This window comes from Acinetobacter sp. YH01025, from assembly GCF_013420185.1.
Taxonomy (GTDB): Bacteria; Pseudomonadota; Gammaproteobacteria; order Pseudomonadales; family Moraxellaceae; genus Acinetobacter; species Acinetobacter indicus.
In genome coordinates this window covers 306,433-332,289 of sequence record NZ_VOYR01000002.1, presented here as the reverse complement: position 1 = coordinate 332,289, position 25,857 = coordinate 306,433, and the positions used below count along the sequence as shown (strand labels likewise).

The following is a 25,857-nucleotide window of genomic DNA, read 5'->3' as shown; positions in this document are numbered from 1 at the left end:
TCTATTGAAAAAGCGCGTGTTTTCACGCGCTTTTTTTTACACAAAAACTGTAAAAGTTGGCAAAAATATAAAAAAATACTGTTTTTTTTCTAAAAAAAAGGTATCTTGCTAAATACATGGAAGTAGAGTTCTTACTCTAAAAATAAAAAATGAACTGGCAGAGCTGCCTGGAACTTGAAAAGTAAAAAATTATGTTAGAGATCGCATTAGGCTCGGCATTGATGTATTACGCTGCCACACAAGCCTTCGACTTAAAGGAACAACATCCGGAAACCGTACGCTATACGGAGACACTGGATTCCCGCAATTCTTCTTTTACCCGTATGCATCGTGAGCCTGTACGTATTCAACCTGCTTTACAAGATCAATTCCGGGGCATTGTACGTCAGGCTTATGACTATAGCTGTGGATCGGCCGCTTTAACCACGCTGTTAAATGGTTATGTCGGAACCCGATTGACAGAGCAGCAGACCATGAGTGGTTTGCTACGTTATGGGGAATATGAGCGCATTATTGAACGGCGTAGTTTCTCTTTGCTGGATATGAAACGTTTTGTTGCTGCATTGGGCATGGAAAGTGGCGGCTATCGTGGGGAATTTTCAGATCTGGTCAAGCAGGGCCAGCCCGCAATTGTGCCGATTTCCTATGCCGGTTTTAAGCATTTTGTGGTGTATAAGGCCTATAAGGATGGCCGGGTCTATGTGGCCGACCCGGCACTGGGGAATATCAGTTTTGATGAGCAGCGTTTTAAAGAGGTGTGGGAAAACAATACCTTGTTCCTGATTAATGTGGCGCCTGAATATCGTAAAGACTTCTTGGCTTTACAGGATAGTGATATGCGCCATGTTGAAGATGCCACTGTTAACCATCATGCCTTTGTCAATATTCAATATCCACAATTCTATATGGACAAAATTGCCGATAAAGCCTCGACCATTCGTTTAGAACGAAACATGAATCCTGAGTCAGAGAATTTCGGCGAACATCAGTACAACTTTTTAAGACTCTATTATAAAAGTAAGTAAATATTTACTTTAAAAACGAAAAAAAATTAAAAATTGGAAGGGAAGAAGATGAAATCTAAATGGATGAATAAAACCGTATTGGCCATCAGTATCCAAATGGTCTGGGGCGCAGCTGCTTATGCTGCAGAAGAGCCACAATTAGGACAAGATGAAACAGTAGAAGAGCAGCAGCTTGCGTCAGAAGCCACAGCTCCAGCAGAAAACTCAAGCCCTGAAGAAGTTAGCACTGAAGCAGTTGCTGAGGCCAATATTGAAACAGCAACAGCGACTGCACCGAGTGCTGAGCAGGCTGCATCAACTGCGTTACAGCAGCAGGAAGGGGATGCTACCAAAGAAGCCAATCTGGAAGAAGTCTTTACCTCCAATGAACGCCAATATTCCTTAATCAAAAAAGGCAATATCTCATCTTATTACGATATTGATTATACCTATTATCGTGATACGCAAATTGATATGGAAATGGCGCAAGGCCAAATCTATCAGTTGCGTGTTCAGGAAAATGCATCGCATGCATTGACCAACACCTTCACCGTTCAATATGGATTATTGGATAACCTGACCTTAACCGCCTCTTTACCTTTGGTGGCCAAGACCGATCAATTAAAAGATGCGAATACCGCGGGTCTGGGAGATATTTCTTTAGGCGCACGCTGGGAACCTTTCCCTTTAAAAGCCGGCCGTTTGCCACTAATTTTATTCGGAAATCTTTCGACCAAAACCGGTGATAGCCCGTATGAAATTAATAGCACTACCGAACTTGCGACCGGTAAGGGCTATTATTCTGCAGGGATTGGAGCCAGTACGCGTAAATATATCGACCCAGTGGTGTTATTCGCTTCGGTCTCCGCCAATTATGGTTTTAAAGAGTCGGGCTTAAACCAAGTTCGTGGCCCACGTATTATTGAGGAATTTGAGCCGGGCATTAGTGGTGGTTTCGCCTTTGGTTTTGCCTATTCCTTTAACTACGATGTTTCAATGACCATGTCGTATCAGCAGAGTTTTAATACTGGCGCTGAATTCCTCTATCACACCGGCGAAAGCTATTCTCCGGCCGATCAGACCAGTTCTACCCTAGCCATTTCTTTAGGGGTGCGCGTTTCTCCTGAAACGATTGTCAATGGTACTGTTGGTATTGGTTTGACAGAAGATGCACCGGATGTGTCTTTAGGTCTGTCTTTCCCACTCGATATTCTGGGCTTTGGTAAGAAACTTCGCTAAGAGGCTGGTCGTATGAAAATAATTCGACTTCGCCCGTTAGTGTCTGCGCTGATCTTATCGGGCTGTTCGAGTGCTGCTTTTGCACAATTGGGACAAAACCTGTCTGTCGATATCCGTTCCCTGACCATGGGCAACGCGGTCACGGCAGATCCACCGGGCATTAGTGCCATTCATTTTAACCCGGCAGCCTTAACTAAAATTGAAGGCTTGCAAACCGATGTACAAGGGGTGCTGGCGCACTTTGATGTACAGCGTGAGTTTTCTGCGCCAGCCGACTATAACGTATTTGGTTATTCCGATGATCCACTGGTCTGTCATGATGGACCGGAAATTCTGGCTGACTTTTGTACCGACTTTAAAGGTGAAGTATCGGGTGATGTGGAATATGCATCGCTGTATGTGCCGGTACTGAAAAAGTTTGTTGATCTGGGTGAAGGCATGCCACTGGCCGCACCAACAGCAGGGATTGCCTACAATCCGCCGGGGTCTAAAATCACCTTTGCTACTGCGATGTATGCGCCGTTAATTGCCGGTTTTGGTGCTGAAGATGGCAACCCAGGTAACTTCATGGGGCAGCAGGTGGCACTGGAACGGATTACCTATCTGTCACCGTCAATTGCCTATCAGGTCAATGATGAGCTATCAGTCGGGGCATCGGTGGGAATGTCCTACCAGGCCATTGCCATGAATACCGACTTGCGTTTCCCGAATGACCTGATCGGGATGCTGCGGATGATTGATGAAGTCGTCTGTACCCCGTTTAAAGAAAACTCCGATATTATTACCGATATTCTGTTGCTGGGGATTTGTAACGCACAGGAAGGCATGAATCCGTTTGGTCGTTTTGGACAAATGGATCTGGCCGTCGAGCAAAGTCTGAGCCCAAGCTATAACCTCGGGGTGTTATGGGAGCCACGTGAAGATTTCAGCTTTGGTATGGTCTATCAAAGCTCCGCCAAAATGCGGCTCAAAGGTAAATATCATATTGATAATGCCAAGGCGCCGAGTGAGCTGATTAAAGGCTTGATGTCTTCCCCAACCGGGCAAATTCTGGCGGCAATTTTAGGCTTCCCGAACTATATTCCGGCCAGTGAGTCAGGGCTGGTGGCGATGGATTTTGAATATCCAGCGCATTTCCAGGCCGGGATTAAATACAAGGTAATGCCAGATTTACAGGTGAACTTTGATGTCGGCTGGACCGATTATGCTGCTTGGGACAAGTTCAAGTTTGAATTTGACCGCCAGATTTCTGCCCTGAAAATTGCCAAATTATTGTCTGAACATGTCTCTGACAGCTCACTGGCCTTGCCGATGGGCTTCCAGTCACCATGGAGCTGGGGTATCGGGATTGAATATTCTGCTACCGACCGTTTAAAGCTGCGTGCCGGTTATGAACCACGAACCAGTGCGATTCCAGATGACAAGCGTAATACCATGGTACCCATTAATAATGCACGTCTGTTTGGTTTAGGTGTGGGCTATCGTTTTGATGCCGATACTGACCTGGATTTATCGATCGGCTTTCTGCAAAGCCGGGACAAAATTCCAGCCAATACCAGTAGCCTAGCCAACAAAGAAGGGGTGAATAACTTATTACTCAACCCGTATGCGGGACTGAATGTCAAAACCGCTAGCAACATTACAATTTTAGGTCTGAGCTATAGAACACGATGGTAAAAGTGACAAAGCGTTTATCTGGCTTGATTTGCCTGTCTTCACTCTGGGCGCTGTCTTTGGGCTCGGCCAGTGTAAGTTATGCCAATGAGTTTTATACCATTATTGGCCCGGATGGCCGGCCGATGGTGGTACAGCGTAAGGCCGAAACCCGGCCGGCCGCGAAAAAAGAAGCTGTGCCGGTAAACAAAACGCAGGCACAAAGTAGAGCATCCTCTGCTTTGAATCCGGCGCAGCCGCAAGCGCAAATTCCCGTTTCTGAACCTGTCAGAGCTCCTGCTGTTGCAATCGTACCCACAGTTAGTACTGTACCGACTCAACCAGTCACTACGGTAAAACTCACAGAAAGTATCCCACAAAAAACACCAGATACAGCAGTTGTGGAACAGCCTGTCGTCACACCAGTTGTATCGGCAACCACAAAACCGGTATCAGCTTCATCATCTCCAACGATTACATCTGTCATCCCGCAAACTGAATCTCAGAAAGTATTGAAGACTGTGCAAGCTGATCAACCAGACCGTACTTCATCTTCCGGTTTTACCGAAATGGAAGGGGAGCAGTACGTCAATAATGAATACCTGGAACACAGTGAATTTAACCTGGAGGGGAAAAAGCGTTTTTATATGATGCCGGAAGGCGTAGTTGACAGTAAATTGGGCGGTGGTGCGACCCGGGTGCAGGTGGTAGAACGTGAAAAAGGAGTCGGACAATCGGTGCTGGATCGCCTGTTCAAGAAACGCCAGCCAGAAAGTGTCAAGCCAATGGTGCTGTCATCGACTTATTATCGTATTGCACAGGCCGATGCCATCAGCAGTTTAGGCCAGTCCTGTTTTAACAATAAAAAAATTAAACATGCCAAGACCCTGGCCGTACAGAAAGACGTCAATCTCTGGCCACGTGCACCATTAACAGATGAATTTGATTATGAGGTGGTGAAGCTGGAGGGAGATTTACGCCATCTTCAGGTGAATTCATACGCTTCTAAAACCCGGCAACCTACATTTTACTGGCCTTTTGCCGTTTTTCTGGATGCGCAAGGCTGTGTGATTGAAGGTGCAGGCGGCTACAAGAGCCAGGATACTCAATCCACCTTATTGCAACATGAGCAGGTGGAAGGGGTGATTCAATTGCCGGCTCAAACCCGTTATCTTCTTTTAACCCCGCTGGCATCGGCAATCGATATGGAAAACCGCCAGTTAAGTAATCAGGGCCAATTGAAAATTATTGCCTTAGATCAATAAAAAACATGAGACATCAGGATGAAGAAATCAAATATTTTAGCCTTGAGCAGTACCGCCTTGATGATGGCACTCAGTGGCTGTGGTGGTGAAAGTGCCAATGTCATTCCAGAGCCGAATATTGTGTCGGAAATTAATGGCAGTTGTGTTAGCGGGCAAAACTGTGTGGAGTTTGCCCTGGATTATCCGGTGGATGGCCTGAATTTCACCTGTAGCAGTGATCCAAGCAAAACCTATATTACCCTGATTGCGCCAACCACCAATGCCGCCACCGGTAAATGTAGTGCCGGTGATAAAGTCCATTTCTTTATTCAGGAAAAAACAGAAAAATCAATTAATCTGGGGACAGTAAGCCTAGCTGATATTGGTCTGGCCAATTCGGTCAGTGCCAGCTTGCCGCGTTTAACCCTGCTGGATATTGCCCGTGGCTTAACCGGACAGGCCGCAACCGAACTGACCCCATCGGATTCAACTGTTCAAGTGGCACAGGCAATTACACGTATTTTACAGGCTTTATCAATTGAAAGTTCCAAGAACCAAGAACGGCCGACCATTGCCGGTGATGTGCAGCCACTTTATATTTCTGCGCTAAAAAAAGAACAGCTGGATGATATTTTGGGTTCGGTGACGCTGGAGGATTACCGTTCCGGTGCCTATGTCAGCAAGTTAAGTCCTTGGGTTGACTTGAGCACCGTCAGTGATGCGCAGGCCTCTGACGCGCTGAAAACCCTGGTTTATATGACCAACTCTGCCTCTTATCAGGCCAACTATCCGGTACTGGCTGTGGAGGGTTCGACCTTACCACAAGGTTTATATGGCTGTAATCAGGATGATTGTAAACAGAACTCGAATACCTTAAGACACCTGATTGGCCAGTTCCAGTTGATGACCGATCGCTCGGGTTATACTTTCGGTTATGGCATGCAGTGGCGTGGAACCATGTCGACCAGTAATGAAAACCCGTTATTGACCATTACGGCCGATTTCTTGAAACGTGTCCGTCCGGAACTGATGACCGCAGCGGCACAAAATAACTGGATTAATCCACTGAATGAAACGATCCAGGGGCCTTATCGTTTTAGCATCAACAGTAACCGGACTGAAGATTTTACCGTGACCCAGGGGAAACTGTATAACGATTATATGATTGCCGGCACCGAAGGCATTTATAAAACCCTGACCAAGTTCCCGACAGGAAAGCCGGAAGAATATGGCCGCTGGACCCAGACTATTGGCACGGATCAGTTTAAGGGCTCACTGGATATCTATAAATATTTTCAGGTGAATTTCCTGGATAACCGGATTTTTACTTCGGCGAAAAATGTGGCCTTGGGTGAGCGTTATATTTTCCCGTTATATGCCACTCTGAATTTCAATTTTGCTAATAATGCCGCGCCAGCAATTAAGCTCGGGATTGTGCTGGATGAGCAGGGCAATATCCGTACCGATATTGGCCCAAATCCGACCGCAACCGATCTGTCGGGGACCTGCGCAGTCGCTACAGATAGCAGCACGCCAGAGATTGTGGATAGTAATAATGTCACGCAATATCGTGTTGGTGTACTGGGAGCAACCGATCTGAGCAATCAGGCGATTACCCTGCGGATGATTCTGGCCAATCCGGTCTTTAACCAGCTGAATGGTGCCGTAATTGGTCTGAATACCCGGGTTGACAATACCCAGGGCGAGCAGGCCATGGTGGTGGGTGGTGCGCGGCTGAATATGGGTAATCTGGTCAATCATACCTCGACCCGGATTAGCCTGAGTGACTTCTCCGGCAACAATACCGTGTCATGGAGTAACCTGTATACCTTGCAGCTCAAGACTTTTACCAATCAGGATAGCAACAATGCTACGGATGCCGATAAAGAACTGGCTAAACTCACCGGTGGAACCGTGAGCATCGAAGTGGCGGACTGTTATAACCCGGAACAGGTGCGTATCCAGTAACAGCAATATATTCATTAAAATACAAAAGCCCATCTACGGATGGGCTTTTTCTTGGCGGGGATATTTATTGTTAACCAGTATGATCCAAACGCGTACCCAAGGTTTCCAGATGAGTCGGGAAATGCTGGTTTTTGCGGTCTTCAAAATAATGTCTTAAGGTATGTTCCACGCTTGGGAAGGCTAGTTCTGCCCATGGAATTTCATCTTCGCTAAACAGACGCGATTCAATAGTTTCTTCACCCGCCCCAAATTGACCTTCAATCAGCTGCGCTTTAAACAGCACATAAATCTGGCCAATCCGTGGAATGTTGTACATGCAGTACAGCTGCTCAATCTCGATTTCCGCTTCTGCTTCTTCACGGGTTTCACGTGCCGCGCCTTGTTCCATGGTTTCAAACAGTTCCATATAACCGGCAGGTAGGGTCCAGAGTCCATAACGCGGTTCAATGGCACGGCGGCATAATAACACCTGATCTTCCCACAGCACCAAAGCACCGCAAATCACTTTCGGATTCACATAATGAATACTGCCACAATGGCTGCAAACACGGCGTAACTGATGATCGCCTAAAGGAATTTTTTCCGCTGTTTTATGTCCACACGTTCCGCAAAAGTTCATATTCAGCATCAACGATAAAGTTGCTGATCAGCATAACTGAAAAAATGAACTTTGGCATCATTTCTATCCTTTTGCCCAGAATTTCAGCTATGATGAAAGTCAGGCAATCAGGATAATAAAAGATGGTAGAGCATTCATTGACACAGGAATTGCAACAGCGCTTACGCTTCTCGCGAAGTATGCGTGAGGCGCATGCGGCCGTGTTGATTGCGATTACCGATGAAGCTCAGCCGAAAGTCCTGCTGACCCGCCGTTCGGCCTATTTAAACAGCCATGCTGGCGAGGTGTCTTTTCCGGGTGGCAAGCGCGATCCGCAGGATACCAGTAATATTGTGGTGGCACTGCGTGAAGCACAGGAAGAAACCGCGCTGAATCCTTTTGATGTGGAACTGATTGGCGATTTGCCAATGCAAAAATCGCGTAATGGCATGCTGGTCAAACCCATTGTCGGCCTGATTCCACCCGAGGTGCAGCTGTCAGCGCAACCGACCGAAATTGACCGTATTTTTTTCGCCTCTTTAAAAAATCTGATGGAAGCGCCGCCAGTGCCGTATGAGGTGCGCTATGCCCATCAGTCTTTATATTTTCCCAGCATGCGTGTTGAAAATGAGATTGTCTGGGGATTAACTGCACGGATGCTGGTGGCTTTATTTCAGTATGGGCTGGATTATCAAAAAGAATGGCCATTTTTACTGAATTCACCGACGTTTCGATTTAAATCATCTAAATAGGGAATTTTAATGTTGTATAAATTTCAGGGCATTGCCCCAAAAGCATTACATCAACCATGGGATGGTTGGGTCGCCGAAACCGCAACGGTCATTGGTCAGGTCGAGCTGGGTCGGCAGGTGAGTATCTGGTTTGGCGCGGTGGTGCGTGGCGATAACAGCCTGATTCGTCTTGGAGATTTTAGTAATGTCCAGGAAAATGCGGTGCTGCATACCGATGCGGGTATTGAGATGCAGATTGGTAACTATGTCACTATCGGTCATCAGGCCATGTTGCATGGCTGTACCATCGGCGATAACAGCCTGATTGGTATTAACGCGGTGGTGCTGAATCATGCCGTGATTGGGAAAAACTGTATTATTGGCGCCAATGCGCTGATTCCGGAAGGCAAAGTCATCCCGGATAATTCGGTGGTGATGGGTTCTCCCGGCAAGATTGTAAAAACCCTGGATGAAGCAGGGGCGGCCCGCCTGAAACTGAGCGCCTTACATTATGCCGAGCACTTTCAGCATTTCCAGCAGCTGGAAAAAGTCGAACTTTAAGATACCTAAAGGCCAGTTTGAAACTGGCTTTTTTTCTGTGTGAAAGCCGGTGAAGTTCTCGCCTAGTGTCTAGGAGTGGAGTATGATAGCGGCCAGTTTTTAAAATTTAATTTTAAGGTTGTGCATGAAGTTACTGGCATTGGAAACTGCCAATGAGCAGTGTTCCGTTTCGATTGTAAATGACACGCAGGAACTGTTTTTTCAGTTGGATGAGCGCGCCAAGGCACAAACCCAAACCATTCTCCCGATGATTGAGCAAGGTTTTGCTCAGACCGAAACGGCCACTGCCGATTTAACCGCAGTGGCCTTTAGCCGTGGCCCGGGCTCGTTCAGTGGCGTGCGGATTAATGCCGCGGTGGCACAGGCACTGGCCTGGTCACATGATCTGCCGGTCATTCCAGTCTCGACCTTGCAGGCGCTGGCGCAAGCGGCTTATCGGCTAGCAGGTTTAAGCGCGGTAACAGCAGTGCTGGATGCGCGGATGAATGAAGTCTATATCGCCAGTTTCCAGTTAGATGCAGAAGGCATTATGCAGCCGGTGAGCGAAGAACAGTTATTGGGCTATAGTGATGCGGCGGCCGTAGCGCAGTCCCCATTAGTAGGCTCAGGTTCAACCTTATTGCAACAAGAACAAACACAATACAAAGACTTAAGTGCAACGGCGCAAGATATTGCTACCATTGCACGCGTATTGGCTCAACGTGAAGCATGGGTCAGTGCGGAATACGCATTACCGGTGTATTTGCGGGATAATGCTTGGAAAAAAATTCCAGAACAAGGCAAATCATAACTAGGATTTTCTATGGATTTTTTACTGCTGCTGAAAGCGGCAATTATGGGAATTGTTGAAGGAATCACAGAATTCTTACCAATTTCCAGTACCGGCCATTTAATTTTGGCTTCAGAACTGATGAACTTCTGGACCAAAGAAAAAAGTGATGTTTTTGTAATTGCCATTCAAATGGGGGCAATTGCAGCAGTGATTTATGAATACTGGACCCGGCTTTGGGGCGCAGCCACCGGCATGTTCACCGGCGAAGAAACCGGACGCCGTCTGGGCTTTGGCCTGATTCTGGCCTCGCTGCCGATTATTCTGATTGGTTTGACTTTCGGGCAAACCGTGAAAGCGATGTTGTTTAATGATATCGCCGTGGCTATTGGCCTGATTATTGGTGGTCTGATCATTATCTGGATTGAGAAGCATCCACCTCAAGTACGGGCGCAGGAAGTTGAAGACCTGACCTATAAAGATGCGATCTGGATTGGTCTGATTCAGGTACTGTCTTTAATTCCGGGCACTTCACGTTCGGGCGCGACCATTATTGGGGCGATGTTCCTGGGCGTATCACGTAAAGCGGCGACAGAATTCTCGTTCTTTCTGGGAATTCCGGTGATTATTGGCGCAGGCTTGCTGGATTTATATCAAAGTTATGATGTCTTCCAGACCACGCAGGACTGGACCGTACTGAGCGTCGGAATTATTGTTTCCTTTATCTCCGCATTAATCTTAATTCGCGCGCTGGTGGCGTATGTGGCCAAACGCGACTTTATGATTTTTGCCTGGTATCGTATTGTGTCAGGCCTTCTGATTTTACTCTTTGCATATACAGGCTGGACCTTATGGTAAGCGAACTTCGCTGCTATACCGAACCCGCATTTTTTGAGAAAGCACAGCACTATCAGGCTGTGCTTTCTTCACGTGGGGTTACCCTTCAAATTGATGTCATCGACAAACTGAATGCACGTTTTTTAAGACTGCATCCAGACATGGCGCTGTGCGTTGATGCCGATGGCCTGTGGCTATGTGCGCTGGGCATGAAAATGCAGCCAGACTGGCAGGCTGAAATTCCGCGTTTAAAACGCGCGTCATTAAAGTCAGAAATGCTGGCCCGTGCCTGTAACCTGGCGGAAAAACCGCAGCTGATTGATGCAACTGCAGGTCTGGGCCATGACAGTTTGCTGATGGCGCATTTGGGGGCTGAAGTAACGCTGGTAGAACGGCATCCGATTCTGTTTAGTTTATTGGAAGACAGCTACCAGCGCGCCCTACAGGACCCGTTTTTAAGCAAGGTTGCCGCACGCATCCACTTGGTCTTTTCTGATTCGGCTGATTACTTAAAAGCGCAGGCAGAAGCAGGGCAGGCTGTTGATGTGGTGTATCTGGATCCGATGTTTCCACAGCGTGACCAGAACCAGCAGGCGGTAAAAAAACAGGCACAAGTCAAAAAGCAGATGCAGCTGCTGCATTTGTTATTGCCGGAACATGGTGAAATGGATTTGGGCGATGCCTTGCTACCGCTGGCGCAAAAAATCGCCAAACGTGTGGTGGTTAAGCGACCACGTCTGGCGGTATATCTGGCCGGGCAAACACCGGATCATCAATGGACGGGAGATGCCTGCCGCTTCGATGCTTACTTCCAGCAGGACGCGACCAAAGTAAACGGGTAATCGCTTCAAAACTGGGCAAAGATTTGTTATATAGTTAAAAAAGAGCATTGATAATTATGACATCAGGCATAAACTAAGTCTGCACAAAGCGAGCCACTGCTAACGACAATCTTATGATCGACTTTAAACCCTCCATCAATTTTTGGCATGATTTTAAAAGCAACCAAACAGCGGGGATGTGGTTATTTTTTGGCTCGCGCCGATCTTTACAGATTGTCCGTCCTTCCATTTTGCAACTGATTTTCTGGGGCATTTTAGGCGGTCTGGCCAACACTTTATTTAGCTGGCTCAGCGCCGGTGAAACCGGTGATTTTAACCCGCAAGGTCTGGTCAGTTATGCCTTATGGCCGTTTATTGCCTTAATTGTCGGGATTTTCCTGTCCCAGCGCGTTAATAATCCACGCCTTATGCTGGTACCGGCTTTACTGTGGCTGGTGTTAGACACCCACATCGCCTTATTGCAAAGCCTGATCCAATATCTGGGCATGATTGATGTGTTGCCTTATGTGTTCTATGACTATCTGCCACTGATTTTCATGGTGCTGTTTGTCTGGCAGAGTCTGGCGGTGGTCTGGGTATTTTCCCGTGAGCTGAAATGGCCGTGGTGGGAACGTGCCCTGATTGTTCTGGCCACGCTGTTTACCCTGGTGGTGTGGCAGATGTCGGTCAAGAGCCAGCCAATCTGGAAAGTGGAAGAGGTCCCGCCGACGTTTAGTGAAGAAGCCTTTTATGCACAAAGCAAGGTACTGAATCAGGCGCTGGAGAAGATTCAGTATGGCGAATTTGCGCAATCACACTGGTATTTTCTGGGGGTGGCCGGAGCCAGTTATCAGGATGTGTTTATGTCCGAAGTCGAGCGGATTCGGGAACAGTTCGATACCCGCTTTGGCACTTTTGGCCGCTCGATGATTCTGGTAAATAACCCGATGACGCGTAATGTCACCCCGATTGCCTCACGCACCAGTATGGAACTGGCACTGCGCCGTATAGGTAAGCAGATGAATCCGGAAAGCGATGTGCTGTTTTTATACATGACCTCGCATGGCTTGCCGAACCAGTTTGAAATGGAAAATGCGCCGCTGGAACTGCAACAGGTTGATCCAAAATGGCTGCGCGATGCGCTGGATAAATCTGGCATCCGCTGGCGCGTAATTGTGATCTCGGCCTGTTATTCGGGCAGTTTTGTTTCGGCCCTGCAAAATGACAATACTTTGGTAATTACCGCATCGGCCGCAGACCGCGCTTCATTCGGCTGTTCCAACGAAGCCGATTATACCTATTTTGGCCGAGCCTTCTTTGATCAGGCCATGCGTGAAAATAACAGCTTTGCCGAGGCTTTTGCACAGGCCAAGCTGACCGTGGCAAAATGGGAGCAGGCACAAGGTTTTGAACCGTCTGAACCGCAATGGTCGATGGGTAAGAATATGCAGCTGATGTTGCCGCAACTGGAGCAGCGTTTATTCCCACAAGCCGTGGTCGCGCAGCCAAATGAAATGCCTTTAACTTTAGACAGCCCTTAAAACAGGATAAGACGATGGAATTAATACAGAACAATCGATGCTTTGATGGCGAACAGCGAATTTACCGTTTTAATTCCAGCAGCTTAAACGGGGAAAGCCGTTTTGGTATTTTTCTGCCGGCACAAGCCTTGGCCGGTCAGGACTGTCCGGCGCTTTTTTACCTGGCGGGTTTAACCTGTACCGAAGAAACTTTTGCAATTAAAGCGCATGCCCAGCGTCTGGCGGCACAGTTGGGCTTTATTCTGATTAGCCCGGACACTTCACCTCGCGGTGAGCAGGTGGCGCAGGGCGATCACTGGGATATTGGGCAGGGTGCAGGTTTTTATATTAATGCAACCCAGGCACCCTGGGCAGCGCATTACCAGATGGAACAGTTTGTTGCAGAAGAGCTGTATAAGCTGGTGTGTGAACAGTTTGCGGTGCAAACCGACAGTATTGGTATTTTCGGCCACAGTATGGGCGGCCATGGTGCGTTAACGCTAGCTTTTAAATATCCGGAAAAATTTAAATCAGTTTCTGCCTTTGCGCCGATTTGTGCGCCAAGCCAGTGCCCGTGGGGAGAGAAAGCCTTTAGTGCCTATTTAGGTGAGGATCGTCAAGGCTGGCAAGCGCATGATGCCACTGCACTGGTCCAGCAAAAAGGCAAGCAATTTGCCGATATTTTAATTGATCAGGGCCTACAGGATCAGTTCTATAGCCAGTTGAATCCGGCGCTGTTCCAGGCCGCCTGTGCCCAGGCCGGACAGCCGCTGAGCTTACGTGAACATGCCGGCTATGATCATGGTTATTACTTTATTCAAAGTTTTATTGATGACCATCTGCAATTTCATGCAGTCCAATTACAATCCTAATATAACCCATCACGCAGAACACCGCTTTCGACCTGTTGCAGGGTGAAGGCGGTCTGTGATTTTTTGTTTTTTAATTTTTAACCGTGTCTTTATTTTAAAAAATAATTATAAGGCCTGATATGCAAAACCAAGATATACATCCGACTTTTACCGCAGAGGAACAGACCCAGCTGCCGCCAGCGCTTGTCGTTGATTCACCTGAACCGCAGCTGCTTGGACAGCGCCACCCTTTTCATTTTTATGGCACTGCCATGGAATATTTCGGCATCTGGATTGTCAATATTCTGTTGATTATTGTCACGCTGGGACTCTATGCGCCGTGGGCCAAAGTACGCCGCTTGCGCTATTTTTATGGCAATACCGAATTTATCCAGCGCCGTTTCGACTTTACCGGTGTGCCGAGCAAGATCTTAATTGGCCGGCTGATTGCAATTGGCCTGTATCTGGCTATTTCGCTGTTATCCAACTACTCGGTACGCGCCACCCTGATTGGGGTACTAATCCTGTATCTGGCGGTACCCTGGCTGATTCGGGCCACCATCCGCTTTAATGCACGTAACAGTAAATTTGGTAACAGCCGCTTTTTCTTTTCCGGCACTAGCAAGAAAGCCTATATCGAATTTCTAAAAGGGATTCTGGTGTATATCTTGACCCTGGGCGTATTTTTCCCGGTGCTGATCTGGCTGTATAAGCGTTATTGCCTCGATCATCTCTATGCGGGGCAATTACAGTTTAAATTGCAGGCCGACTGGCCAGCCTATATGCGCGCCATGTATGTGCCGCTGTTTCTGTTTATCGGCTTGCTGGGAGCGGCAGCGCTGGTACTGGCCTTGCTGGCCGATTTTTCCAGTCTGAGTGCGGTGCAGTATGTCTGGATTTTTATGGGCATCTATCTGCTGGCGGCTTTATTCATCTGGCCGTTAATGCTGGCGCGGATTTTTATGACCAGCTGGAACAATACCACCCTCAGTCGTAGCCAGTTTCAGACCAGTTGCAACCAGTGGCGCTATGCCTGGATTGTGCTCAGCAACTGGATGGTGAAAATTTTAACCCTCGGCCTTATGACGCCGTGGGCGGCAATCCGTTTATATCGCTATCAGGTGGAGTCTTTAAGCCTGCATTTAAACAATGATCCGGACCTGCTGATGAACCAGTTACAGGGTGATCCAAGCGCGATTGCGGAAGAAATTAGCGATATCTTTGATATTGATGTGTCTTTATAAGGAAAGCACTGATGCAACAGATGACGGTTGAAGCCGTGTTTTATGATGGTCAGAGTGCCAAGCCTTATACTGCTCAGGTGTTGGCATCCGATGCGGACAGTATCTGGGTTCAGTATGGTGAAAACTTTGCCTTGCAGCGCCGTTATCGTTATCAGGACATGCTGCTGATAGGCGCATTGGGCCGTATCCAGCCGGTAATTGAACTCCAGGATGATGCACGTCTGGAGTTTCAGCAGCCTTTACCGGACTGGTTTCAGCTGCAGCAAAAGAATATCTATCAGTCGATCTGGAAGCTGGAGCGTACCCCCAGCCTGATTCTGTTTAGCACCATTTTTATTGTGGCGCTGGCCTTTGCCACGGTGAAGTGGGGCATTCCGTGGGCCTCGCATGTGGTGGCCAATCAGTTACCGGAAACCACCCTGAACAGTGTCGGCAATGAAGCAGAACACTATGTGCTGGAGATGACGGGTCCAAGCCGTTTAAGTGCGGCGCGCCAGCAGGCAATTTTACAGCAGTATCAGGCATTGGTGGCAGAAGACCGGCCGGCGAAACTGCTGTTTCGAGAAGGGAATCGGTTGGGTGCCAATGCGGTGGCGATTCCCAACAATACTATTATTCTGACCGATGAACTGGTTGAGCTGGCACAGGATGACCGGGAAATTCTGGGGGTGCTGGCACATGAGCAGGGTCATCTGGTCGAGCGGCATAGTCTGCAACAGGCGCTGGCCAGTTTAGGTTTTGGGGTCATCCTGATTGCGATTACCGGTGATGGCTCCGATTTAATGACCAGCCTGCCTCTGGCTTTGGTGGGTGCCAGTTATTCGCGTAATTTTGAAGCCGAAGCCGATCATTATGCCTTAACCACCATGCAGCACAAGCAGGTGCCAACCATCCATTATGCCAACCTGTTACAACGGCTGGCAGATGAAAGCGGCGAAAGCGAGCAGGGTAAGTCGGTCTGGGATTTTCTGCAAAGCCATCCGGCCACGCAGGAGCGTATTGAAGCAGTCAAGGCCTTTGAAGCCAAGCAATCTGCCGAAGTAAAATGAGCAGATCTAAGTAGGTTTAATCGGCCTGCTGCCAGTCAGCACTTAACTGTTCCTGTCCCATGCGTTGCAGATGATCCAGCACCACCTGTTCCAGCCGGTTCAGGTCGGTGTGTTCATCTAAAGCAATAATTTCGGTATAGAGCGCATCAGATTGTGGCTGTAACACAATGGTCGCGCTTGGCATCAAAATACGCAGTTCCTGTGCTGTTTCCTGTACTTCAAATTTGTGTTTCCAGTGGTTACCCAGGCGTTTGGCCAGACGGGCCGCTTGTGTGGTGGCAATATGACTATAACGTTTCATGAAAAATCCTGTTCAGTAAGCCTTAAGGCTAAGAGAAAAGAGCGCCCAGACAAAGCCGCGTGTTGCAACACAGCGTTGTAGATTTGCAATCTTGCCGCAGGTGGCCATCTGCCGCCCCAGAGCCGGGGACAATTTGTTATAATGGCGCAGTCACTCAAATACTTAGCCAGGGTCTCCCATGTCCAAGCCATATTTAATTGCGCCTTCTATTCTTTCTGCAGACTTTGCCCGTTTAGGGGAAGAGGTAGAAAAAGTGCTTGAAGCCGGTGCTGATGTTGTCCACTTTGATGTCATGGACAATCACTATGTACCCAACCTCACCTTTGGTGCTGGCGTATGTAAGGCCCTGAAAAATTATGGGATTCAGGCGCCAATTGATGTGCATTTAATGGTCTCTCCGGTGGATCGCATGATTGGCGACTTCTTGGAAGCCGGTGCCGATATTATTACCTTCCACCCGGAAGCTTCGGACCATATTGACCGTTCGCTGCAACTGATCAAATCGGGCGGTGCCAAGGCGGGTCTGGTTTTTAACCCGGCAACGCCGCTGCATTATCTGGATTATGTGCTGGATAAAGTCGACCAGATTTTATTGATGAGTGTGAACCCGGGCTTTGGTGGCCAGAAATTTATTCCTATGACCCTGGAAAAATTACGTCAGGCGCGTCAGATCATTGATGCCTCAGGCCGTGATATTCGCCTTGAGGTTGATGGTGGTGTTGGCCCGGCCAATATCCGTGAAATTGCCGAAGCCGGTGCCGATATGTTTGTGGCTGGTTCAGCGATTTTTGGCAAACCGGATTATAAAGCTGTGATTGATGAGATGCGTGCCGAACTGGCCAAAGTCGGTGCCGTGAACACCTAATAAAACTGGATAAGTTATCGGCACCCTGTGGATAACTTTGTGATTAACTCTATGGATATCTATGTTGATAACAGTATGGATAACCGGATTAATTTATAAACAGTTGTGCATCAATCGTTTGCCAATTAGACGTAAAATGTATAAAAAGGACTCAAATGAGTCCTTTTGATTTGAGTAAAAGCCCTAAAATTCCTGCTTTTTTATTCAGCTCTGCTTAAGAGTTATACTGCACAATAAATAACTTTATTATTTTATTGATATGCAAAACAATCTTCCCGGCAGCAGCGATTTAAAATTTAAAGCATTGTGTATAACTGTGAATTTCTCTATGCTGGTTTGCACAGGCGTTTAGCTGTTTTAAGCAGCTTCAACGCTGGGGTTTGGTCTTATGGGGTGAGGAAATCCTGTTGTATACACAGCGCAGACAACCGGTGTGGTTCAGCTATCTGATGGCATTTGTCATGGGATGGAGTAGTCTTGTGCTGGCGGTTGTACAACCAGCGCATGCGGCCATGCAACTGTCCAACTCTGCCGCGATCACCAGTGCGAAATCATCCCTTTCATCACCTACACCTTGTCATGCTGAAAAGGCAGATTCTCCTGTAGAACAACATCACCCAAGCCATCATAGCACCAGTCCATCTGCACAGTTACCCGACTGCGAGCAGGTACATCATCCAGAGCAGCATTTAAACTGTCAGGATTGTCCACCCCTACATTGCCAGCCGGGTCTGAGCTATCTCAAGATTGCGCTCCCTGTGCTGGAACAGGCAAGCCCGACCTTTGAGTCTGAGCCGCACTTTCATCTCTATCATGCCCAGCATTTACCCGGCTACTGGCAGGAAATCCTGCGTCCACCGAAAACCTTATCCTGACTTTAAAAACTTTTCTTTTTTTATTGTTTTAAGGATAAATCATGTCAATTCAATTGCGTCAGGCCATCGTGCTTGGCTTATGTCTGTGCGCATCGTCCTGGGGGATGGCCGCAGTCCGGGAATATCATCTGTATATTGATGAGCAGCCGGTCAAGCTGACCGGAAAAACTGTCAAAAAAATAAGTGTGAATGGCCAATTCACAGCCCCCTTGCTTGAATTTGAGGAAGGTGATGAAGCGGTGATTCATGTGCATAACCAGCTTCAAAATCGCGATTCTTCCATTCACTGGCATGGTCTGTTATTGCCGGGTGTAATGGATGGCGTGCCGGGCTTTAACGGCTTTCAGGGCATTGCGCCGAAGGGACATTTTACTTATCGCTTTCAGCTACGGCAGCAGGGCACCTACTGGTATCACGCCCATTCCAAAGGTCAGGAGCAGGATGGGCTATATGGCCCGCTAGTCATTTATCCCAAAGGCAAACAGCCTGTGGCTGCGCATGAGCAGGCCGAGCGGGATTATGTGGTGATGCTGTCCGACTTTCACGCATCTTCCAGCGACACGATTTTAAATAATCTGAAAAAGTCGGCCGAGTATTATCAGAACCAGCGTGAAACCCTGGCCGATGTGTTGCAGCAGGTGAAACAGCAGGGCCTGAAACAGACCTGGCAGCAACGTTCCATGTGGAACCAGATGCGTATGCTTAGAACCGATTTGTCGGATGTCACCGGTTATCAGTTTTTAATCAATGGCAAAACACCGGAACAGGCCTGGACCGGGCTGTTCCGACCGAATGAAAAAGTGCGTTTACGTTTTATTAATGCCTCGGCCATGTCGTTTTTTGATGTACGCATTCCGCAGCTCAAAATGACCGTCATCAGCGCTGATGGCCAGCCGGTCCAGCCGGTGCCTGTAGATGAGTTCCGGATTGGGACAGCAGAAACCTATGATGTACTGGTGGAACCAAAAGCCGGCCATTACCAGATTGAAGCAGAATCAATTGACCGTTCAGGCTTTGCCATTGGTAGTTTATTGCAACAGGGCATGCAACCACCGCCACTGCACATGCCAACCGCACGACCACGTGCGGTATTGACCATGGAAGATATGGGACATGCTGCTCATGGTGCAGAAAGTACTGCGCCACATGCGGTACATAGTGCGTCATCCACATCTTCGACCCTGCAGCATCCATCGATGACGCATGCTGCCATTAAAGAGACTGAATCTTTAACGGTAGCCGAAGATCATCCTGCAGTGCATTCATCGCATGCAACGCAGGCGCAGTCAAAATCTTCGGCCAGTTCGGTCCCTCAAGGTTGGGCCAATGCCTCAACACCCGCCGGACATAAAGCACTTCGCTATGCGGACTTAAAAGCCTTAAAGCCGCAGCCGGATACGCGCGCGCCGGTGCAAGAGCTGGTGATTCGTTTGGGCGGTACGATGGAACGTTATATCTGGACCATCAATGGCAAGAAATTTAGCGAGGCTGAACCGTTGCAGGTGGCCTATGGCGAACGGATTCGGCTGAAATTTATCAATGACAGCATGATGGCGCATCCGATGCATTTGCATGGCATGTTTATGCAGCTGGAAAATGGCCAGGCCGCTGCCGACCTGCCAAATAAACATACCCTGATTGTACCGCCTGGAAAAACCGTGAGCGCGTTATTGACCGCCGATGAGCTGGGGGAATGGGCAATCCATTGTCATCTGCTGTATCACATGAGTTCGGGCATGATGAATAAGTTAGTGGTGGCACAGGTGATGCCAGAGCAGACGGCTTCATTACCCGCAGCTCCATCTGCGCTGCCAGCTGCTGTTCAGTCTTCGGGAGATGCACATGCACATCACTAATTTTGCCCGTTTCAATCTGCTGGGAGCCATGCTGTTTGCGACACCGATGTTATCGGCGCAGACACAGCACCCATCTTCTCACGCTGCAGAACATGAAGTTGTACCGCAGACGTCAGTAAAATCTGTCGATAAACATGCACAACACAAGCAGATGATGCAGGCTGAACATCAGCAACATCAGCAACATCAGCAACATCAGCAACATCAGCAATATCAGCAATATCAGCTCATGAGCATGCCTCATCTGGTGGAGAAGGCTGCAACGGCAACAACGCATGATCACCGACAGGAGCATGGCGGGCAGTGGTATCAGTCCAGTATGCTGGAATCAAAATGGATGCAGCATGCGGGTGGACGCGGAGTGTGGCAGTCCGAGCTGGAAAGCCGGGTCGGAACGGATGAACACAAGCTGTTTTTCAAACTGCATACCCAGCAGGCCGAGTCGCAACAAGCTGAATATGAGGCACAGGTTTTATATAGCCGGATGATTTCTGATTTTTGGGATATCCAGGCTGGTGTGGCCTATCAGGAGGATCAGACTTCGGCACAGCAATGGCGTGGTGTGGTTGGCCTGCATGGGCTGGCGCCGTATTTCTTTGAATCTGAGGCCTATTTGTCGCTTGCCGAAGATCAGCAGGTGCTGCTGAGTCTGGACACTGAGCGAGATCTTTTGCTGACCCAGAAACTGATTCTGGCACCTTATTTGCAGGCCAAACTGGTACTTTCAGATGAATCGGTGCAAGCGCAGAAAACTGGTTTAAACCAGCTGCAGACCGGGCTACAGATGCGTTATGAAATCAGCAAAAAAGTCATGCCGTTTGTAGATGTGGCCTATGGCTATCATAAAGGGCTGGCCCAGACAGCTGAGCAGGATGCGACAGAATCGGAACAGGGCTGGCAATATGGCGCCGGGTTACGGTTGAAGTTTTAATCCGATCCAGCGTTTATCCATACACCGGATGGGCTTTGGTTCATCCTTTTGTTTGCTGGAGAAACGACCTATGCTCCAGCAAGCAATTTATTCACTTAAGTGAAAAAGTTTGAATCGCCTTATCTGGGTTGTGATTTTCAGTCCCTCTTGAGCTGAAGGTCATTCCCCTCCAACGGTGTTCTACTGGCAGGCGGTGGATTTTTGCTATACTGATACCGTAATTCTGGAGGAACGACCTCCCTTAAAGGTGCTGTCTTTAAGAAAAATCGTCAGGACGGCCTGACTCTATCTGAATAATGGAGGAGGGCGTGATGGCCTGGATCGTATTAATTTTTGCCGGTATTTTTGAAATTGTCTGGGCTTATTTTATGAAGCTTTCAGACGGTTTTACCAAGCTTACCCCAAGCGTTCTGACCATTTTCTTTATGGTGCTCAGTTTTGGCCTGCTGGCCTATGCCATGCGTAGTTTGCCGCTGGGCACGGCCTATACCATCTGGACCGGAATTGGTGCGGTCGGTTCTTTTCTGGTGGGTATTTTTGTACTGGGCGAGCCGGCATCGGCCATGCGTATGCTGGCGGCAGTGTTAATTATTTCCGGTCTTGTGCTGATGAAACTTTCATCGGCATAATCAAGCTAGACTAAAACTGAACAGGAGAAGGAGATGAAACTTGCATTTATGTATATGCCTTCTCCGGTCGGGCGTTTAAAACTGGTGGCCACAGACAGCGCGCTGGTCGCCGTGATCTGGGACAATGAAAATCCCAAACGGGTCCGGCAGGCCGAGCTGGTAGAGCAGCTGGATCATCCGATTTTGCTCGATGCGCAACAACAGCTGAATGAATATTTTCAGGGCCAGCGTCAGACTTTTGAACTGCCTTTAGATTTTGAAGGCACAGAATTTCAGAAAAAAGTTTGGCAGGCACTGCTGAATATTCCTTTTGGCGAAACCCGCAGTTATCGGCAAATTGCTGAGCAGGTCGGCAGTCCCAAAGCGGTACGGGCTGTCGGTGCGGCCAATGGCCAAAATCCAATTTCAATTATTGCACCCTGTCATCGGGTGATTGGCAGCGGCGGTAAACTGGTTGGCTTTGCCGGCGGATTAGACAATAAAGAGATTCTGTTAAAACAGGAACAACAACAAAAATAAATATAGATATTTTATGGTGTTGCATCGCTTAGTGCAGGCCAATAAACAGCTTAAATCAGTAAGCATCCGTTGATTAAAAAAATAGATCACTATCCAGATTGAGTGCCCTCAAGCAGATGGAATCTTTCTGTATCCACCTGATAACGAAAATTAAACCAGCATTATCATTCCTGAATGAAACACCGTTTTATGCTAGAGTCGGGTCAAGATCATCACCATTAAAATAAAACCGAAATGCATGATGTAAATATTTTGCGTATGTTGATTTCACAGCTGTGGTGGCTGTTGCTGGTTCTGCTGGGCTTGAGCCTGCTGCGGGTGTTCCTGCCGGACTTAAAAGGCAAAATCGGGGAGTGGGCTGTTCAGCGACAGGCCAAGCAACATCTGGATGAGCGTTATATTTTACTTAATGATTTGACCTTGCCCGATCAGGATGGTGGCACTACACAAATTGATCATGTGCTCTTAAGTCCTTTTAGCATCTTTGTGATAGAAAGCAAAAACTATAAGGGCTGGATTTTTGGCAGTGCGCGGCAAAAAATGTGGACCCAGAAAATTTATAAAAAGAGTGATTAATTTCAGAATCCCTTGCATCAAAATTACAAACATACTCAGGTGTTGAGTCATCTGCTGGCTGATCTGCTGGAGCCGGAACATTTACATTCAATAGTGGTATTTATGCCGGGCTGCGAATTTAAAACAGAGATGCCAAAGCAGGTATTTCAAGGGACAGGCTGGGTAAATTACGTACAGGAGTTCCAGACCGAAGTCATCTCCGCCATGCGCTTAAAACGTTTGCAATTACGACTGGAAAAAGAAGTACTGGACCCGTCCTGGCAAACCCGGCGCGCGCATGTGGCGCAGCTTAAATCCAGACATCATCAAGACTGAACCTAAGTGTCGTGTTGAGCTGAGTTGTCTACGCTTACCAAACTCTCCTGAACTGTTGAATAAGCACTATATTTTTCTGGCTCTGAGCTTGCTAGATTGGTGGATATTAGCCAATTTTTGCCAGATGTTCAGGCCGGAACAGGAGCGTTCACGATGTCAGAGCCGTATCTACTGTATACCCCGCAGGTTGAACAGGAACAGCCGAATGAAAGCCGCTTGATTGAAGATATTATCGAGCATATGGCCCAAGCCCGACAACAGGTGTTTGACAAGCATCGCCATGCAGTCCGCGATGCGCATGCCAAATCACATGCATTTCTGAAAGGTATTTTGACCGTGCCGGTGTTGCCGCCGCATTTGGCGCAGGGAATTTTTGCCGAGCCAGGACATTATGATGTGATGGTGCGTTTATCGGCTGCGCCGGGAGATTTACGCAGTGACCAGGTGCCAGTACCGCATGGCTTTGCCTTAAAAATCCTGAATGTGCCGGGCGCACGCTTACTGGCCGATGATCCGAGTGATGGTAAAAACCAGGATATTCTGATGGTGAATATTCCGGTGCTGGCCTTTGGCACGCTGCGTAAATACCAGCAGATGCTGCCCCTGGTGACACGCGCGGAACAGGCGCCCGATCCGATGTTAAAAGGCATGCGCAGTATGGCGCGCAGTTTAAATACACTGGTGGATAAAGCCGGTTTAGAAGTACCGGTAACTTTAAAAGGCTGGGCGCGCAGTCAGAACCATATTCTCGGTGAAACCTATCACACCATGGCTGCACTGCGTTATGGCGACTATATGGCAAAAATCAGTGTGGCGCCGGAATCGACCTCGGTACGTCAGCTGACCAATATTCCAATGCAGATTAGCCATGACTCCAGCATCCGGGATCTGGTCCGGGATTTCTTTAAGCACCATAGCGCCGATTATGTATTGCGTGCGCAATTATGTACCAGTCTGGAACGGATGCCCATTGAAGATGCCTCGGTATTATGGCCGGAAGAAGAATCTGCGCATCAGACCATTGGCACTTTGCATTTTCCCAAACAGGACAGCTATAGTCCGGAGCGGCGGGTTTATGCCGATGATGTGTTGTCGTTTAACCCGTGGCATGGCGTGCAGGCGCATCAACCTTTGGGTTCAATTATGCGGGTACGTAAACAGGCTTATGAACGTTCCGCCTCGTTCCGGCACCGGATGAATACCCAGCCGCGAGCCGAACCGCAGCAGCTGGATGATATGCCGGATTAAAGGGCTTCAGATTCAGGTCGAAAAAATACCTGCCATGGGGCAGGTATTTTTTATAGCAGGTATTTTTTATATTAAGGATTAAAAGCGTTTTGGAATCTTCTGACCATTCGGTACCGGACTTTCTGCCTGTTTTAGTACCCCAAACAGCCAGGTTTCAGCATAATTCACAGCGGCTTGCAGTTCATCACCTAGTGCTAAACGGCCGGCAATAAAGCTGGCCAGCGAGCAGCCCGAACCGTGGTATTCGCCTTCTAAACGCGGGCAACGGGTTTCTGAAATCAGTTCACCATCTATATATAAAGCATTGCGGATGTGATCCGGGGTATCTTCATGGCCGCCTTTAACCAAAACCGCCTTGGCACCCATCGCAAACAGTTTCTGGGTGGCCAGTTCCAGATCATCTTCACCGGTCAGGGCACGCAGTTCTACCGTATTCGGGGTCAGTAAGGTTGCCAGTGGAATCAGCTCGACAAAGGCCTTGACCAAAGTCGCCTGATCACCCAGAGAGCCACCGCTGTTGGCGACCAGAACCGGGTCCAGCACATAGTAATAGTCCGGATGTTCTCTCAAGAAATCTGCCAGCGCTGCAATATTGTCGGTGGTGCCGAGCATTCCCGATTTAACACAGCGAATTGGCAGATCGTTCACCACGGCATTGGCCTGGGCCAGTAGCAATGCTTTGGAAGTGGCTTCAAAGCCAAACACCTGCTGCGAGTTTTGCACCGTGAGGGCGGTACAGGCAATGGCCGCATGTGCGCCACTTTGACCAATCGCTTCAATATCAGCCTGTAAGCCCGCGCCCCCAGAGGGATCTAAACCAGAAAAGCAAAGTACCGTTGGACGCACATCCATATCCTTCAATCATGAATTTACGTTAGTATAGGCAACTTTGAATCAAGTCTCGAGTGTATTTCACGGTCGAAGGGGGAGAAAAATTCATGATTAAACATCTGCTGATTGATTTGGATGGCACCCTGACCGATCCAAAAGTGGGTATTACCACCTCGGCGCGTTATGGACTGGCAAAAATTGGTCATCCACTACCAGAATCTGAAAATATTGACTGGATTATTGGTCCGCCACTGAAAGCTTCACTGGCAAAAATTTTACAGGTCGAACCGAATGATGTGCTGGCGGAACAGGCACTGATGGGTTATCGCGAGCGTTTTGCCGTGACCGGTTTATATGAAAATAAGGTTTATCCGACTGTGGCGGAAACCTTGCAAACCTTGAAACTCCAGGGCTATCAGCTGTTTTTAGCCACGGCCAAGCCGACCATTTATGCACGGCAGATTCTGGAGCATTTTGAGCTGGAACAGTATTTTACCGGTATTTATGGCAGCGAGCTGAATGGTGATCGGACCCATAAAGATGAATTAATTGCCTATATTCTGGAGCAGGAACAGCTGCAGGCCAGCCAATGTCTTATGGTCGGCGACCGGGAATATGATGTGCTGGGGGCGCGACATAACGGGATTGAAGCGGTCGCGGTCGAATATGGTTATGGCACGCTGCAAGAGCTGGATCATGCTGCACCAAAAGCCCGTATTCAGCAGTTTTCCCAGTTGCCGAATGTGGTGGCTGACTTAAATAGTGCATTGGCATCCTGTCAGGCTTAATATAAAAAATCCATTCGGCTGATGCTGTATTCAT

The 25,857-nt window shown here is 48.3% G+C and carries 25 protein-coding genes and 1 pseudogene; 23 read left to right on the top strand and 3 right to left on the bottom strand.

Going from position 1 to position 25,857, the window contains the following annotated elements; translation table 11 throughout:
• Nucleotides 1–191 precede the first annotated feature (191 nt).
• From FTT89_RS04045 to FTT89_RS04025, 5 genes are read left to right on the top strand one after another with little or no spacing between them, the layout of a single operon-like run.
• A complete protein-coding gene (locus FTT89_RS04045; protein WP_045795549.1) occupies nucleotides 192–1,025 on the top strand; it encodes a C39 family peptidase in 834 nt (277 codons plus the stop codon).
• Nucleotides 1,026–1,073: 48 nt separating this feature from the next.
• Complete coding sequence (locus FTT89_RS04040) at nucleotides 1,074–2,243, top strand: hypothetical protein (protein ID WP_168383803.1); 1,170 nt, start codon at nucleotides 1,074–1,076, stop codon at nucleotides 2,241–2,243.
• 12 nt (nucleotides 2,244–2,255) lie between these two features.
• On the top strand, nucleotides 2,256–3,920 hold the full coding sequence (locus FTT89_RS04035; RefSeq protein ID WP_180172709.1) for an OmpP1/FadL family transporter: 1,665 nt from the start codon (nucleotides 2,256–2,258) through the stop codon (nucleotides 3,918–3,920).
• Nucleotides 3,914–5,161 carry a putative pilus assembly protein FilE gene (gene filE, locus FTT89_RS04030; RefSeq protein WP_180172708.1) on the top strand — a complete coding sequence of 416 codons (1,248 nt, stop codon included), beginning with the start codon at nucleotides 3,914–3,916 and terminating at the stop codon, nucleotides 5,159–5,161. Before FTT89_RS04035 ends, filE begins: the two co-directional genes overlap by 7 nt.
• Nucleotides 5,162–5,179: 18 nt before the next feature.
• Nucleotides 5,180–7,108, top strand: a complete 1,929-nt coding sequence (locus FTT89_RS04025; protein WP_180061801.1) for a flagellar protein FilF — start codon at nucleotides 5,180–5,182, stop codon at nucleotides 7,106–7,108.
• A 70-nt stretch (nucleotides 7,109–7,178) separates the two neighbouring features.
• Here FTT89_RS04025 and FTT89_RS04020 read toward each other — a convergent pair whose 3' ends face one another.
• Nucleotides 7,179–7,727, bottom strand: coding sequence for an NUDIX hydrolase (locus tag FTT89_RS04020; protein WP_180061800.1), 549 nt, complete (start codon nucleotides 7,725–7,727; stop codon nucleotides 7,179–7,181).
• Between the two features lie 122 nt (nucleotides 7,728–7,849).
• Between FTT89_RS04020 and FTT89_RS04015 the strand changes: the two genes are divergently transcribed.
• The 9 genes from FTT89_RS04015 to FTT89_RS03975 all read left to right on the top strand — a co-directional run bounded on the left by FTT89_RS04015 (nucleotide 7,850) and on the right by FTT89_RS03975 (nucleotide 16,089).
• The gene (locus tag FTT89_RS04015) at nucleotides 7,850–8,458 is read left to right on the top strand and encodes a CoA pyrophosphatase (RefSeq protein ID WP_005179902.1); all 609 of its coding nucleotides are present in this window, start codon (nucleotides 7,850–7,852) and stop codon (nucleotides 8,456–8,458) included.
• A gap of 12 nt (nucleotides 8,459–8,470) precedes the next feature.
• Nucleotides 8,471–8,998, top strand: a complete 528-nt coding sequence (locus FTT89_RS04010) for a gamma carbonic anhydrase family protein (protein WP_168370235.1) — start codon at nucleotides 8,471–8,473, stop codon at nucleotides 8,996–8,998.
• A 124-nt stretch (nucleotides 8,999–9,122) separates the two neighbouring features.
• The gene (tsaB, locus tag FTT89_RS04005) at nucleotides 9,123–9,788 is read left to right on the top strand and encodes a tRNA (adenosine(37)-N6)-threonylcarbamoyltransferase complex dimerization subunit type 1 TsaB (RefSeq protein ID WP_005179899.1); all 666 of its coding nucleotides are present in this window, start codon (nucleotides 9,123–9,125) and stop codon (nucleotides 9,786–9,788) included.
• Between the two features lie 12 nt (nucleotides 9,789–9,800).
• On the top strand, nucleotides 9,801–10,625 hold the full coding sequence (locus FTT89_RS04000; RefSeq protein WP_016659491.1) for an undecaprenyl-diphosphate phosphatase: 825 nt from the start codon (nucleotides 9,801–9,803) through the stop codon (nucleotides 10,623–10,625).
• Nucleotides 10,619–11,446 (top strand): class I SAM-dependent methyltransferase, encoded by an 828-nt coding sequence (locus tag FTT89_RS03995; protein ID WP_005179895.1) that lies wholly within the window; start codon nucleotides 10,619–10,621, stop codon nucleotides 11,444–11,446. The genes FTT89_RS04000 and FTT89_RS03995 overlap by 7 nt, the downstream gene beginning before the upstream one ends.
• Nucleotides 11,447–11,559: 113 nt before the next feature.
• Nucleotides 11,560–12,966, top strand: coding sequence for a C13 family peptidase (locus FTT89_RS03990; RefSeq protein ID WP_180006995.1), 1,407 nt, complete (start codon nucleotides 11,560–11,562; stop codon nucleotides 12,964–12,966).
• Between the two features lie 14 nt (nucleotides 12,967–12,980).
• A complete protein-coding gene (gene fghA, locus FTT89_RS03985; protein ID WP_005179891.1) occupies nucleotides 12,981–13,817 on the top strand; it encodes an S-formylglutathione hydrolase in 837 nt (278 codons plus the stop codon).
• 119 nt (nucleotides 13,818–13,936) lie between these two features.
• Nucleotides 13,937–15,040: a YjgN family protein gene (locus FTT89_RS03980; protein ID WP_168396036.1), complete on the top strand. Its 1,104-nt coding sequence runs from the start codon at nucleotides 13,937–13,939 to the stop codon at nucleotides 15,038–15,040.
• 11 nt (nucleotides 15,041–15,051) lie between these two features.
• Complete coding sequence (locus FTT89_RS03975) at nucleotides 15,052–16,089, top strand: M48 family metallopeptidase (protein WP_180172707.1); 1,038 nt, start codon at nucleotides 15,052–15,054, stop codon at nucleotides 16,087–16,089.
• Between the two features lie 16 nt (nucleotides 16,090–16,105).
• Here FTT89_RS03975 and FTT89_RS03970 read toward each other — a convergent pair whose 3' ends face one another.
• Nucleotides 16,106–16,390 (bottom strand): DUF2218 domain-containing protein, encoded by a 285-nt coding sequence (locus tag FTT89_RS03970; protein WP_104472524.1) that lies wholly within the window; start codon nucleotides 16,388–16,390, stop codon nucleotides 16,106–16,108.
• A gap of 178 nt (nucleotides 16,391–16,568) precedes the next feature.
• On the opposite strand from FTT89_RS03970, the gene rpe reads away from it, so the two are divergent.
• From rpe to FTT89_RS03930, 8 genes and pseudogenes are all read left to right on the top strand, one after another.
• Complete coding sequence (gene rpe / locus FTT89_RS03965; protein WP_075175405.1) at nucleotides 16,569–17,255, top strand: ribulose-phosphate 3-epimerase; 687 nt, start codon at nucleotides 16,569–16,571, stop codon at nucleotides 17,253–17,255.
• 407 nt (nucleotides 17,256–17,662) lie between these two features.
• Nucleotides 17,663–18,130, top strand: coding sequence for a hypothetical protein (locus FTT89_RS03960; protein ID WP_180056333.1), 468 nt, complete (start codon nucleotides 17,663–17,665; stop codon nucleotides 18,128–18,130).
• 41 nt (nucleotides 18,131–18,171) lie between these two features.
• Nucleotides 18,172–19,986, top strand: coding sequence for a copper resistance system multicopper oxidase (locus tag FTT89_RS03955; RefSeq protein WP_180172706.1), 1,815 nt, complete (start codon nucleotides 18,172–18,174; stop codon nucleotides 19,984–19,986).
• Nucleotides 19,987–20,215: 229 nt separating this feature from the next.
• A complete protein-coding gene (locus tag FTT89_RS03950) occupies nucleotides 20,216–20,917 on the top strand; it encodes a copper resistance protein B (protein ID WP_286420608.1) in 702 nt (233 codons plus the stop codon).
• A gap of 311 nt (nucleotides 20,918–21,228) precedes the next feature.
• Entirely contained in the window at nucleotides 21,229–21,546 is a 318-nt protein-coding gene (gene sugE / locus FTT89_RS03945; RefSeq protein ID WP_180172704.1) for a quaternary ammonium compound efflux SMR transporter SugE, read from the top strand.
• 33 nt (nucleotides 21,547–21,579) lie between these two features.
• Nucleotides 21,580–22,065 (top strand): methylated-DNA--[protein]-cysteine S-methyltransferase, encoded by a 486-nt coding sequence (locus tag FTT89_RS03940; RefSeq protein ID WP_180172703.1) that lies wholly within the window; start codon nucleotides 21,580–21,582, stop codon nucleotides 22,063–22,065.
• 234 nt (nucleotides 22,066–22,299) lie between these two features.
• A pseudogene (locus tag FTT89_RS03935) lies at nucleotides 22,300–22,956 on the top strand (nuclease-related domain-containing protein).
• Between the two features lie 153 nt (nucleotides 22,957–23,109).
• The gene (locus FTT89_RS03930; protein ID WP_104989065.1) at nucleotides 23,110–24,204 is read left to right on the top strand and encodes a catalase family protein; all 1,095 of its coding nucleotides are present in this window, start codon (nucleotides 23,110–23,112) and stop codon (nucleotides 24,202–24,204) included.
• Between the two features lie 78 nt (nucleotides 24,205–24,282).
• Here the strand turns inward: FTT89_RS03930 and FTT89_RS03925 are convergent, their stop codons facing one another.
• Entirely contained in the window at nucleotides 24,283–25,050 is a 768-nt protein-coding gene (locus tag FTT89_RS03925; protein ID WP_016659477.1) for a hydroxymethylpyrimidine/phosphomethylpyrimidine kinase, read from the bottom strand.
• Between the two features lie 92 nt (nucleotides 25,051–25,142).
• Between FTT89_RS03925 and FTT89_RS03920 the strand changes: the two genes are divergently transcribed.
• A complete protein-coding gene (locus tag FTT89_RS03920; protein ID WP_104511542.1) occupies nucleotides 25,143–25,823 on the top strand; it encodes an HAD-IA family hydrolase in 681 nt (226 codons plus the stop codon).
• Nucleotides 25,824–25,857: the final 34 nt, after the last annotated feature.